This is a genomic window from Pseudoalteromonas sp. McH1-42, assembly GCF_022347845.1.
Taxonomy (GTDB): Bacteria; Pseudomonadota; Gammaproteobacteria; order Enterobacterales; family Alteromonadaceae; genus Pseudoalteromonas; species Pseudoalteromonas rubra_D.
Window position 1 is genome coordinate 1 of record NZ_JAKRFU010000026.1, and the last position, 13173, is coordinate 13173.

The following is a 13173-nucleotide window of genomic DNA, read 5'->3' on the forward strand; positions in this document are numbered from 1 at the left end:
CATATTTTTAAAGAACGGTGCGACTTAATGTCGCCGCGCTGTTAGCGCTGAGGGTTGTGCATTCTAATCACTTCCCATTTTATGTCAACACTTAATTTTAAAAAGTTTCAGAATCAAGTTTTATTTGACTCCCAACTCGTTGGCTCATTGCTTTTCAGCGTTGTGCCCCGTGTCGGTGGATGCGCATTATAGGGAAATCGAAACCCAGCGCAACCCCTTTTTTGAAGAAAAGTGAGAAAAACAGCGCGTTCGAACAAGATTCAAACAAAACGCGCTTTTTTAGGCCTTTATTGTACAAAAAGAGCGCTTAATCGCGCTCAATTTTCAATATCCAACCTGCTTTTTCCTGATACCCAGCTTCTAACTCTAATTCGCTGCGCATCAAAGGGTGCTCGTGCAGCCACTCATCAGGCAAAGTCAGGGTAAGCGTTTCAGGTTCAGTCGCTGTGATGTATAGATCTGGCAGGACATCATCCTGACGGCGCATAGATAAGATAACCGCAACCCGGAAGATCCTGACAAGTAACTCAATGAATCCCTGATGATGACCAAACTGAAGAAAGGTATCTTCTTCTACGTCGAGTCGGTGGTTACCTACTAAAGTTACCACCACCTGCTTTTGTACTCGAGAATATCCCGGCATACCGGTGTGTTTTAAAATGTACGCACTGTGCAGATGATAAGACTTATAGTCAATGACCAGACCAATCTCGTGCATAGATGCAGCGGCACTCAATAAACTACAGGCGCTTTGAAAATCAAACTGCATTGGTGCTTTCAATTGCTGTAGAAAAATTTTGCATATATCAAACACACGAGCCGCTTGTCCGGCATCAACATGATACCGGGACATAAAGCCATCGAGTGTGCGTTTACGAATATCAGCCTGGTTCAACTGATCAATCATACTGTATAGAATGCCTTCACGCAGTGCACCGCCTGCAAGGCCCATTCGTTCAATCTTTAATGCTTCAAATAGCGCAATTAAAATTGCCAGCCCAGAAACAAACACCAAACGGCGTTCTTCACTCAGGCCGGGCAACTCAAGCTGCTCTATATTTTCAAACTGAATGGCTTGCGCACGAATTGCCTGAAGCTTATCCAGCGTCAGCATCTCATCCAGGCCCTGCGCCGCAAAAATTTCCTGAATCGCCTGGACTGTTCCAGATGCGCCAATGGCAAGCTCCCAGCCAGACGACTTATATTGAGCAGCATAAGGAGCAACAACCTCGTGTGCTGCAGCCGTTGCTGCAGAGAAATTGGCCTCGCTCAGTGTACCATCTGAAAAATAGCGCTCTAAATAGGTGACACATCCCATATTCAGGCTATGGTACAGCTGTGCTTCAAAGCCCTGACCAATGACAATTTCGGTGCTCGCGCCACCGATATCAACAACAAGCTGTCGACCCTGGCAGGCTGAGGTATGTGCGACGCCCTTGTATATAGACCGGGCCTCTTCTTCCCCACTAATAATAGAAATAGAGTGACCCAGAATTTGCTCGGCTTTATTCTTAAAGACATCAGCGTTGGTTGCCAGGCGCAAGGTTGCGGTGGCCACAATACGTATATTGTTAGCCGGGATATCCTGAAGTCGTTCAGCGAACAAGGATAAACATTCCCACCCTCTCTGCATCGCTTCTTCACTCAGCAAATTTTGCTCATCCAGGCCTGCTGCCAGCCTTACTTTACGTTTGACCCGACCAATTGTATGCACGCCACCGGCCATATGTTTTGCGATCAACATATGGAAGCTGTTTGATCCTAAATCAATCACCGCATACACATTTTCATGTGGAGATCTCTGAACCACGCTTACTAACCTCTATCTACCTCTACCAAAACGCCCAATTAATTGCGCGGGCGCGATTTTTGGTAACTACCTTGTCGACGGTTATTACCGCTGCGATTACCGCGCTGACCGGACGTATTTCTGCGCCTTTGTTGTCTGGCTGGCGCTTTAATATCGTCGAGCAGAGCTGACTTATCGTAGTGTGAAACCGGAATTGCATGGTCAATGTATTCTTCAATCTCATGTAAGTTATATGCATATTGCTCACAGGCAAAACTTATTGCATGCCCTGACGCGCCTGCTCGGCCAGTACGGCCAATGCGATGCACATAATCTTCACAGTCGTCTGGCAAATCAAAATTGAGTACATGACTCACCTCAGGAATATGCAAACCTCGCGCGGCAACATCCGTTGCAACCAGCAGGTCTAATTCGCCCTTAGTGAATTTAGACAAAATCGACAAACGCTTCTTCTGATTAACGTCACCGGTTAACAATCCAACCCGATGCCCATCATTTTTCAGCCACTCATACACGTTTTCACAACTGTGCTTTGTATTGGCAAATACAATCGCCTTGTCTGGCCACTCTTCCTCAATCAAGGTAAGGAGTAAAGGAATTTTGTCCTCTTGCGAGGGATGGAACAACTCTTCTTTGATCCGTTTGCCTGTTTTAACATCCGGTTCAATTTGTACATGAATCGGATTGTGCATATGTTCAAAAGCTAGCTCCTGAACACGATAAGACAGAGTTGCAGAAAACAGCAGATTCAGACGTTGTTGTGTATCCGGCATGCGATTAAACATATAACGAATATCTTTGATAAAGCCCAAATCAAACATTCGGTCTGCTTCATCTAGTACAACAACTTCAATATTATTAAGGTTATAGGCACCTTGTTTATAGAAATCGATCAGGCGTCCGGTCGTACCAATGAGGATATCCACCCCTTTTTCTAGTTGTGACCGTTGTTTTTCGTATTCTTCGCCACCATATACTAAACCAAGCTTTAACCCACACGCCGGCGCCATGATTTGTGCGTCTTTGTGGATTTGGATCGCAAGCTCTCGTGTCGGTGCCATAATCAATGCCCGTGGCTGACCGGCAACCTGAGCGTCAGATTGGCTTTGCATCAGCCTATGACAAGTCGCAGTTAAAAACGCCAGCGTTTTACCTGTACCTGTCTGAGCCTGACCGGCAATGTCTCTGCCCTCACTAATGTAGGGCATGCACTTTGCTTGGATTGGCGTACAGTATTCGAAGCCACTCGCTGTCAAACCGGCGACCACTTCCGGCGCTAAAGCAAAGTCGATAAATTTTTTATTGGTCAAATGTGTCTTAGTCATAGCGATTAAGCATAACGTTTAAACTTGCAATAAGAAACAAGAGTGTTTAAATACGCATTAAATAATTGACCTAATTCTAACGGAGAGCGCAATGAGCGACAAAATTATTCAATTAACTGATGACAGCTTCGAAGCAGACGTGCTTAAGTCGGATACCCCTGTACTGGTAGATTTCTGGGCTGAATGGTGTGGTCCATGTAAAATGATTGCACCTATCCTGGACGAAATTGCAGACGAGTTCGAAGGTCGCGCAACTGTAGCTAAGCTCAACATCGATCAAAACTCACTAACACCACCTAAATTTGGTATCCGTGGTATCCCAACTCTGCTGCTATTCAAAGACGGTGCCGTTGCAGCCACTAAAGTTGGTGCGTTGTCTAAAACACAACTGATCGAGTTCCTTGAGAACAACATCTAACTGAACACTTATTACCAGCATCAGCGTAAGCTGGTCGCTGATAAGTCACAGTCTGAATGTAACAGGTAGTGCTGTGTTAGCACTACCTGATTAAATTTGTATAAAGACTGGACGACTGCTCCCCTAGCTGCTAACTTATAGAGCCACTAACCTTAAGCAATTTCAATTCAATCCCTCGTACCACGAGAGAACAACTTTTAAATAAAGAACCCACCAATATGCATTTACGCGAACTGAAAGACAAGTCAATCAATGAGCTTGTAAAACTTGCCGAGTCTATGGGACTCGAAAACGTCGCCCGTCTGAGAAAACAAGACATCATCTTCGCCATCTTGAAAGCGCACGCGAAAAGCGGCGAAAACATTTATGGTGGCGGCGTGCTGGAAATTCTTCAGGATGGCTTCGGCTTTTTACGCTCATCGGAAGCCTCCTATCTGGCAGGCCCGGATGACATTTATGTTTCGCCAAGTCAGATCAGACGCTTTAGCCTACGTACCGGTGACAGTATCAGCGGTCTGATCCGCCCACCTAAAGATGGTGAGCGCTACTTCGCACTGCTGAAAGTGAATGAAGTTAACTTTGATAAGCCAGAAAATTCCAGAACTAAAATCCTGTTTGAAAACCTAACACCTATCCATGCCAACGAACGTATGGTGATGGAACGTGGTAACGGTAGTACAGAAGATATCACTGCGCGTGTTCTGGATCTGGCTTCTCCGATCGGTAAAGGTCAACGTGCATTGATTGTTGCGCCACCTAAAGCCGGTAAAACCATGCTGCTACAAAACATTGCGCAGTCTATTTCTTACAACAACCCAGATGCAACACTCATGGTATTGCTGATCGATGAGCGTCCGGAAGAAGTAACAGAAATGCAGCGCCTGGTGCAAGGTGAAGTAGTCGCCTCAACCTTCGATGAACCAGCAAGCCGCCACGTACAGGTTGCAGAAATGGTCATTGAAAAGGCGAAACGTTTAGTCGAGCACAAGAAAGACGTCATCATTCTGTTGGACTCAATCACCCGTCTTGCACGTGCCTACAACACAGTCATCCCATCTTCAGGTAAAGTCCTGACAGGTGGTGTTGATGCCAACGCACTGCACAAGCCGAAGCGCTTTTTCGGTGCTGCACGTAATGTGGAAGAAGGTGGCAGTCTGACTATTATCGCTACTGCCCTGATTGATACAGGCTCTAAGATGGATGAAGTCATTTACGAAGAGTTTAAGGGCACCGGTAACATGGAATTGCACTTAAACCGTAAGATCGCTGAAAAGCGTGTCTTCCCGGCGATCGACTTTAACCGCTCAGGTACCCGTCGTGAAGAGCTACTCACTAAGCCAGATGAGCTGCAAAAGATGTGGATTTTACGCAAAATTGTTCATGAAATGAGCGAAATCGATGCAATGGAGTTCCTGATCGATAAGCTTTCAATGTGCAAAACCAACAACGAGTTCTTTGACTCGATGAAGCGAAAATAACCGTCCACTTCAGAAAAAGCCTGCTTATGCAGGCTTTTTTTATGGCGTCATAGCTTGGAACTCTCTGATTGGTGTTCTATATATTAGGAAGTGTAAAAAGACACATGTTTGTATGTCAGGGAAAGGCTCCTCTCCCGACCGCACGGCTCTCAACCAGGGCCTGCAATTGCATTACGACACGTGTTATTTAGTAAGCCTGATAAGGAAGAACACTTCAATGCGTTTAGTAGCCAGTGCCATGGCCGTGACTGCGGTGAACATAGCTGCCGTGCTGGTCTGTGCAACCATATTCTCCCTACCTCTAATAGCCACCGCCTCACTGATTGTCATGATGCTGATTTCATCTGCTGTGATCACACTCTGGGTAGACAAGAAGCAAGAAAAGGGCGCCTACCTGCAAAGTTTTGTCAGTGCGCTTCATCACCAGGACACGATTGACCTGACTTTTCGCTTTGACGAAAAAGACAAATCACTCCCCAAAGCTTGCCTAGCCATAAACGCCAGTATGGCGATGATGGAACACATTATTGGAGAAGTCTATGCCTCTTCATCGCGACTGACCCCCATGGCCGATAGCCTACGTGATACCTATGCCTCCATGACACAAAAAGCCACCATTCAACATGCACATGGAGAAGACCTAGCCACAGCCATCAACCATATGTTGACAGTTTCAAGAGAGCTGGATGACAGCCTGGAGAAAATCTACAGCTCCGTTGAAAATGCCACGCAGGCAGTCAAAAAAACCCGAGTGGATACTGACAAAAGCCAACAAAGCCTGATGACGCTGGCAAGCAATATTCAGGCGACCAGCGAACAAATAGCGATACTAAAAACAGACAGCGATGCCATTAGCTCCGTCATTGATGTGATTAATGCCATTGCAGATCAAACCAACTTGTTAGCACTGAATGCCGCTATTGAGGCCGCAAGAGCGGGTGAACAAGGTCGAGGGTTTGCCGTAGTAGCCGACGAAGTGCGCAGCCTTGCAGCTCGCACCAGCCAATCGACGCAAGAAGTACGCAACATGGTCAACAAGATCCAGGCAGGTACAGACAGTGCACATGCTCTGATGTTAACCGCACTGGAAGAAACCGATAAAACGGTTAGTTTGTCAGAAGCCTCAACGAAAGAGGTCGATCAGATTGAACGGGCTATGATTGATATTAATGCTATGTCGCACAGCATCCATGACCAGGTGAGCCAACAGAAAACCGTCTCTGATGAAGCGCAATCCAGCATTGAGTCTATGGTTGAACTCAATTCAGATGCGCTGTCCGCGTCAAAAATTCAGGCTGTATCGAGCAGTGATCTGATCAACCTGGCCGCATGTATTCATGAAAAGTTATCTATGTTTACCGCAGAGCGACCACATCCTGACATGTCTCACAGGACCGACACCAGTCGCTATAACAGCAATGTTGATACTAACGCAGTCTCCAATAAGCCCCACAGCCCCCAAGCAGAAGAACACAGTAAATTAGGAGACATCGAGCTGTTCTGAGTAACTGCACACTTTGAGTTCATCACACAGGATCAGAAACAAATCCTGATAAAGCGCAGTTTGCTCTTGCTTCAACGCCGCTTCAAACTGTGAGGCAATATCTGCAATATGCACAAACTCGAACATACTCGCCGCCCCGTTTAATTTATGGCAGTGATGCTGTAATGCCTGCCAATCCTGCTCTTGCCATAAATCGATCAGCTTATACCTTTCCTGTTCCAGGGTCTGTGCAAAACTCTGTTTGAGATCGCTCATGTCTATCGACAAGTCCAGTGCCTGAGCCGCATTGGTGCGCTGCAAGGACTGAGCAAGCGTTTGATATAGCACATCACTGTTGATCGGTTTGCTAAGATGACCACTGAACCCCTGAGCCAGGTAACCTTTAATTTCATGCTCCATCACGTTTGCCGTCAGTGCATAGACCTCCCCCTCAAAGCCAGCCTGACGTAGTAGTTGCAATGCTTCAAGGCCATCCATTTCTGGCATCTGAATGTCCATCAACACTACATCAGGATAGGCACTGAGACAGCGTTCTACAGCTTGCCTTCCGTTACTGACGGCATCCACTTCCAGGCCCATTTTTTCCAGTAAACGAACGATCAAAGCACGGTTATCATCATGATCTTCCGCCAGCAATACCGTGCCGGACAAGCGTGTACCTGGTTCCTGATTGAGGGCGGGCTGCGCCTCATTAAGGCACTCTATTCCATTGGTGTGGCTCAGCCGGGCACAAGGGACAACCAACTTAAACTGGCTCCCTTTCTCGACTTCACTATGTACCGAAATCTCACCACCCATCATCTTAGCCAAATGCTGTGACAGGCTAAGCCCTAATCCGGAGCCGCCAAACCGACGCGTAATACTGTTATCTCCTTGCTGGAAACACTCAAAAATCCTGGCAACCTGCGACGGTGACATGCCAATGCCACTGTCCCGGACAAGAAAGGTGAGACCATCTTCATATTGCCGAATAATCAGCTCTACCTGCCCATGCTGCGTAAACTTAACCGCATTGCTGAGTAAGTTTATTAAGATCTGTTTCAGGCGCACATAGTCAAGCCGAACCAAATAGGGGACAGGCAACTCATTTTCGACTAACAAGGCAAGTGACTTTTCCATACAAGGACGCTGAAACATATCGCAGACATCTGCCAATAAATTCTCTATGGTAAATTCGGTGTACTCCAGCTCCAGTCGCTGTGCCTCTATTTTGCTCAGGTCCAGTACATCGCTAATGAGGTCTTTGAGATGATTGCCCTGTCGCGTCACAACGGCCAATGACGACATAAGATGGGCGTCGTGCGTGTAATCCTGCTGCAAGCTTTCGGCATGGCCCAAAATTGCAGTCAGCGGGGTGCGAATTTCATGGCTGATATTGGCTAAAAACTGACTTTTTACCTGGTTTGCATTACGCAGCTCATCGGCGCTTTGCTGCAACTGTGCCGTTCGCTGTGCCACTTTTTTACTAAGCTCAATTTTTGCCCGTCGCTCGGTCGCGCGATGATAAAAAGCAAACACGGAGATCAGCGCCAGACATAAGATCAGCCCACTCATCCACAATAGTTGATTACGTTGTTCATCTTGCAGTTGCTGTAGCTCCTGCGCTTGCTTCATTTTAGCAAGCTCCTGGCTTAACTGACTTTCTTCAAACTTACTCTGGTACTTATTAAGACGTGTAATAAGCCCCTCATTGAGCAACGAGAATTGCAAGTCCCGATAGTAATCGAGCGTTTCAGCCGCAGACTGCATCTTGCCTGTTGCCGCCTGAACCAGCGCCAGCAAGTGTAAAAACTCACGTTCCCTGAGCCTATCTCCCAGTTTGCGAGTCAGCATTAACCCTTGATCAATGCTGGCTTTTGCACCGGCGATATCATTGCGCATCAGCTGCAACCTGGCCATCGGATGTAAGGCATGCATTACGCCAGCCTGATTGTCGGCTTTTTCAGCGTAATACATGGCAAAATTGACCTCCTGCTCTGCTGTCGTGTAATCACGGACCAGCAGGCTCAGTTTCGCCATATTGACATATTCAAATGCCAGATGACGCGTATCATTGATACTGTGGTAGTAATCAACAGCAGCTTTAACCGCACCACGGGCCAGTTCAGGACGATTTGATTCGGTGTAAATGACCCCCAGATTACCCTGTACTAAAGCCACACCATAATGATCTTCAAGCCGCTCAAATAACGTCCTGGCACGCTTGAGTAACTCTTCTGCTTTATCGTAGCGAAACTGACGAATATAAACGCCGGCAAGATTCAGCAGCATATCAGCCCTATCCTGCTCATTTCCATGCTGTTCATACAGCATATATGCTGCCAGATACTGTTCCAGTGAGGCTTCTAAATCATGGATCTGAATAAATGACATGCCCAGATTATTGTGGATGTCTGCGCGCTCAATGGGGTTATCTCTTTGTTCAGCAACTGCGAGTGCCTGCTGATAATCGACCACAGATGCAGCGTAATCTCCCTGATAAAACGCACTGATCCCCTGCATCTTAAGTGCATGATACAAACTGTCAGACAAACGCTCATCACGACTAAAAGATTCCAGTTGCTCAAAATAACGGATCGCCATCTCATAGCGCATGCTTTCGAGTGCAATTTTACCTATGGTCTTAAGGGTCGCCGCACGTTGCTGCGGACTTAATTCAGTGACCTGTAGCAATCGTTCGGCACTGAGTACCTGCTCCTGCCAGCTGGACAGGTCTGATAAGGCCTCAATTTGTGATGTAATCGCAGGTTTGGCAGTAGACTCAGCACGGCCTTGCGCCGACCAGATCCCCACCAGTAACACAGTGGCCACAGCCCACTTAAACCCCTTAATCATCCCTGTCTGCCCCGTATTACTTGCAATAGACGTGTTAAAAAATAAGAATTGAACAAAGAAGATACACTATGTTTACAGGCGGAACAATGTTGAACCCTCTCCTTGATGCCACTTTTAGAATAATCACCCGTGAACGCGCAACCCAATTGCATCGATTGGCCGCCGCGCTGGATGCTGAAATCGGATTGCCGAAACTAGATAATGATCCGGACAAGGACCTTTTTAAACGTAACTTTTTGTTGATGAACGCACTGTATCAGCTACAGCACGAGGGTGCGGAACAAGGTTACCACCTTCAGGTAGAGGCCATGGATATCCGCCTGACTGAGCAACCTGCCAAATCAGCTTTGCAAACACAGGATCCGCTCAGAGATTATTATTTAGATTGGCGCAATTATGATACCAGCAAGGACGACGTGATTGCGTTACTCGATCAGTTCTGGCAACGCTACCTCAAATTACCGCAACTGGCACCGCAACAACACGCCGAGTTAATTAAAAAATGGCAGCTGCCGACCCCATATTGCCGGCGCCAACTCAGTAAGCGCTGGCGCACACTGGCATTTGCAGCCCACCCGGATCAACAAGGTAACAACTCCGAGTTTCAGCAGCTTCAGCACGAATACGAGCAACTCAAACACTATGCGAAAGTAGAAAACTCAAGCAACTCGCATAAAACGGAAAAATCTTCGCGATAACACAGCAATCATTTAGCGATTTAGCTCGGCTAAATTAGCGATTTTTAACCCTATTATCGACAGATTTCCCTTCGCTTAATGTGCATTGATAACCCTACAGGCTCATTCGCTTGGCTTTAAATTTACGCCCCTTTAGCTTGCTCTCCTGTAACTTCCTCAGCGCAGGCTTGACCCCTTCTCTGGCTACCGCGACAAATGCCTGATGATCCAACACATCGATATTACCGATCAGACTTGCACCTACCCCCTGCTCAGAAGTCAGGCAACCGACAATATCACCCGCACGAAGTTTATCTTTTTTACCGCCATCAACCTGTAAAGTCACCATAGGAGGCTTAAACACAGGTTTGTCGAGCAGGCTCAGTGGCGGAGGAGTCGCCGGCTCAAAGGTATGCTCATAAATTTCGCCCAATTTAGCGACTTTAAACGCCTCGTTTTCACCGTACAAGGAGCACGCAAGGCCTTTTTTGCCACCCCGCCCGGTTCGACCTACCCGGTGTACATGAGTTTGCGGATCCAGCGCCATATGGTAGTTGATCACCATATCAACGTCTTCAATATCCAGGCCCCGGGCAGCGACATCCGTGGCAACCAATACCGATGCGCTTTTATTGGCAAAGCGGATCAGTGCACGGACCCGCTCAGCTTGATCCAGGTCGCCATGTAAAGTCACGACGTTGACACCACTACTCTTCAGCTCACTGTACAGCTTTTTCGTTTCCACTTTGGTGTTACAAAAGGCAATGCAACTGACGGGTTTGTAATGCTGGAGCAACAGCCGCAAAGTATTCAATCTCAGCTTGTTATTTTTGAGTGCAAAAAACTGCTGCTTAATCTGCCTGTTGAGAGTCTCTTCTTCTCCTTTCACCATCACAGGTTCACGCATGAACTGCTGTGTCAGCGCTTCAATGTCCTTCTGATAAGTGGCACTGAACATCAAGGTCTGGCGCTCTGGTGGCAGATATATCGCGATATTTTCCAGCGCTTCGACAAACCCCATGGCCAACATCTGATCGGCTTCATCCAACACCCAGGTCTGCACTTGGGTCAGGTCGAGTGTTCCTTTATACAAATGTTCTTCAATCCGCCCTGGGGTGCCAACCACCACGTGCGCACCATGCTCCAATGAGCTGATCTGGGGCCCGATAGGCTCACCACCACATACGGTCAGTACTTTGATATTTTGCATACTACGCGCCAGCTTGCGGATCTCAGTAGCCACCTGCTGCGCCAGCTCTCGAGTCGGCGCCAGTACTAAACTCTGGATCACCTGCTCTTCGACCACCAATTTATTCAGCAGGCCAAGGCTGAATGCCAGTGTTTTCCCCGACCCGGTTTTAGCCTGCGCAATCACATCCTGGCGGGCAATAATGGCGGGCAATGCCTGCGCCTGAATGGGCGTCATGGTAGTAAAACCGGCTTGCTGTAAACCACTTTGAAGGTGCCGGGTCAACGACACTTGATTAAACGACTGAGTCACACTATTACCTCGGATGAATTCAATCCGCCAAGTTTAGCAAATCCCCCATGGCGCCGTCACTTCAGTAAGCAAAAACGCCCATTCACCCCGAAACAGTTTAATTTAACAACAATTGTTGCGACAATCTCCGTCGATGTAAATTACCAAGGGTTACTATGGATCAGATAATACGCTTTGCGCCTTTTGGCAGGCTAACCAGCGCCGCCAGACATTGGCTATTGCCACTTTGTGCGTTAACCGCCAGCTTTGTGGGTCAGGCTGATGAATTCACACAAAAACAACTCGAAGACGTCGCCAAAGTGCGCACGCTGGCAAGTCAGAGCGACTTAAGCTGGCAGTTACTGGAATCACTCACCACAGAAATTGGCCCACGCCTGCCCGGCACAGAAAACGATAAATTAACCGTGGCCTGGGCGGAGAAACAGTTTAAGCGCCTGGGCTTTGATAAAGTCTGGCTGGAAGCCGCGACCTTCCCTGAGTGGCGACGCTATCATGAATCGGCAAAACTAATCGCGCCCAGTGAGCAGCCCCTGCATATCACGGCGCTGGGCAACAGTATCAGCACCCCACAACAAGGGTTACGTGGTGAAGTCGTGCTGTTTGAAACTTTTGATGAACTCAAAGCCGCACCGGTTGGCAGCCTGAAAGGTAAAATTGCTTTCATCAACTACCGAATGAATCGGGACATCGATGGTAATGGCTACGGCCCGGCGGTTCAGGCACGCAATAAGGGGGCTGTAGAAGCGGCGAAAAAAGGGGCTATCGCTTACATGATGCGTTCCGTCAGTACTGCCCATCATCGGTTTGCCCACACCGGCGGCAGTCACTACGATGAGCAAGTTACCAAAATACCCGCAACCGCCATTGCGAATCCGGACGCCGACCAAATCGCGCGTCTGCTCAAGCATGGCCACACGCCTCAGGTTGAGATCAATATTCAGACCGAAGATCTGGGCGAAGGAACCAGTTTTAACGTGATCGGCGAAATCACCGGTTCAGAGTTTCCTGATCAATATGTGCTGCTTGGCAGCCATCACGACTCTTGGGATCTTGGGACCGGCGCATTGGACGACGGCGCTGGTATGGCGCTGACCATGGCTGCGGCCAAACACATTGCGTCAGTCACTCGCCCCAAGCGCAGTATTCGGGTAGTCCTGTTTGCCGCGGAAGAGCTTGGATTGTGGGGAGCGAAAGCCTACTTTAAACGCCATGAAGACAAACTGGCGCAGATTGTAGCCGCCGCTGAGTCAGACTTTGGTGCTGACGTAGTGTATGCGTTCGAGTCAAAAGTGAATGCAGCATCTCTGCCACTGGTACGTGCTATTGCGGAACAGCTTAAGCCGCTCGGCATTACCTATATTGGCGCTAATCGCGCGCGTGGCGGTCCGGACCTGATACCGTTAAATAACATGACATCAGCGCCCATTTTCGACCTGCACCAGGATGGTACAGACTATTTTGATTATCATCACACAGCCGACGATACGCTGGATAAAGTGGATCCGGAAAAACTCAAGCAAAATACCGCAGCCTATGCCGTCTTTGCTTTAATGGCTGCTAATGGCAAAACATCGATGCAAGGCAAATAATGCCGGCATTGTTCAGTAAGTGATTTCCGCACAGGC

At 47.9% G+C, this 13173-nt stretch carries 9 protein-coding genes; 5 read left to right on the forward strand and 4 right to left on the reverse strand.

Features of this window, described 5'->3' with window-relative positions; translation table 11 throughout:
- Window positions 1-307 precede the first annotated feature (307 nt).
- Both gppA and rhlB read right to left on the reverse strand, forming a co-directional pair.
- Window positions 308-1810: a guanosine-5'-triphosphate,3'-diphosphate diphosphatase gene (gene gppA / locus MHN31_RS20060; RefSeq protein ID WP_343224711.1), complete on the reverse strand. Its 1503-nt coding sequence runs from the start codon at window positions 1808-1810 to the stop codon at window positions 308-310.
- Between the two features lie 38 nt (window positions 1811-1848).
- Window positions 1849-3135 carry an ATP-dependent RNA helicase RhlB gene (rhlB, locus tag MHN31_RS20065; RefSeq protein WP_010387093.1) on the reverse strand — a complete coding sequence of 429 codons (1287 nt, stop codon included), beginning with the start codon at window positions 3133-3135 and terminating at the stop codon, window positions 1849-1851.
- A gap of 91 nt (window positions 3136-3226) precedes the next feature.
- Here rhlB and trxA point away from each other — a divergent pair, with 91 nt between their 5' ends.
- The 3 genes from trxA to MHN31_RS20080 all read left to right on the forward strand — a co-directional run bounded on the left by trxA (window position 3227) and on the right by MHN31_RS20080 (window position 6535).
- Window positions 3227-3553: a thioredoxin TrxA gene (gene trxA, locus MHN31_RS20070; protein ID WP_010387092.1), complete on the forward strand. Its 327-nt coding sequence runs from the start codon at window positions 3227-3229 to the stop codon at window positions 3551-3553.
- A gap of 218 nt (window positions 3554-3771) precedes the next feature.
- Window positions 3772-5031, forward strand: coding sequence for a transcription termination factor Rho (rho, locus tag MHN31_RS20075; protein WP_010387091.1), 1260 nt, complete (start codon window positions 3772-3774; stop codon window positions 5029-5031).
- A 217-nt stretch (window positions 5032-5248) separates the two neighbouring features.
- Window positions 5249-6535, forward strand: coding sequence for a methyl-accepting chemotaxis protein (locus MHN31_RS20080; RefSeq protein ID WP_239445152.1), 1287 nt, complete (start codon window positions 5249-5251; stop codon window positions 6533-6535).
- Here MHN31_RS20080 and MHN31_RS20085 read toward each other — a convergent pair.
- A complete protein-coding gene (locus tag MHN31_RS20085) occupies window positions 6512-9370 on the reverse strand; it encodes an ATP-binding protein (protein WP_125564123.1) in 2859 nt (952 codons plus the stop codon). The genes MHN31_RS20080 and MHN31_RS20085 overlap by 24 nt on opposite strands.
- Before the next feature lie 86 nt (window positions 9371-9456).
- Between MHN31_RS20085 and MHN31_RS20090 the strand changes: the two genes are divergently transcribed.
- Window positions 9457-10068: a DNA-J related domain-containing protein gene (locus tag MHN31_RS20090; RefSeq protein WP_164517628.1), complete on the forward strand. Its 612-nt coding sequence runs from the start codon at window positions 9457-9459 to the stop codon at window positions 10066-10068.
- 94 nt (window positions 10069-10162) lie between these two features.
- Here the strand turns inward: MHN31_RS20090 and dbpA are convergent, their stop codons facing one another.
- Entirely contained in the window at window positions 10163-11548 is a 1386-nt protein-coding gene (dbpA, locus tag MHN31_RS20095; RefSeq protein ID WP_125564126.1) for an ATP-dependent RNA helicase DbpA, read from the reverse strand.
- 155 nt (window positions 11549-11703) lie between these two features.
- On the opposite strand from dbpA, the gene MHN31_RS20100 reads away from it, so the two are divergent.
- Window positions 11704-13137: a M28 family peptidase gene (locus tag MHN31_RS20100; protein WP_228553433.1), complete on the forward strand. Its 1434-nt coding sequence runs from the start codon at window positions 11704-11706 to the stop codon at window positions 13135-13137.
- Window positions 13138-13173: the final 36 nt, after the last annotated feature.

Coding starts and splice junctions, on each gene's coding strand:
- rhlB (WP_010387093.1), bottom strand. CDS start 3,135: ATGACTAAGACACATTTGACCAATAAAAAATTTATCGACTTTGCTTTA.
- trxA (WP_010387092.1), top strand. CDS start 3,227: ATGAGCGACAAAATTATTCAATTAACTGATGACAGCTTCGAAGCAGAC.
- rho (WP_010387091.1), top strand. CDS start 3,772: ATGCATTTACGCGAACTGAAAGACAAGTCAATCAATGAGCTTGTAAAA.
- MHN31_RS20080 (WP_239445152.1), top strand. CDS start 5,249: ATGCGTTTAGTAGCCAGTGCCATGGCCGTGACTGCGGTGAACATAGCT.
- MHN31_RS20085 (WP_125564123.1), bottom strand. CDS start 9,370: ATGATTAAGGGGTTTAAGTGGGCTGTGGCCACTGTGTTACTGGTGGGG.
- MHN31_RS20090 (WP_164517628.1), top strand. CDS start 9,457: ATGTTGAACCCTCTCCTTGATGCCACTTTTAGAATAATCACCCGTGAA.
- MHN31_RS20100 (WP_228553433.1), top strand. CDS start 11,704: ATGGATCAGATAATACGCTTTGCGCCTTTTGGCAGGCTAACCAGCGCC.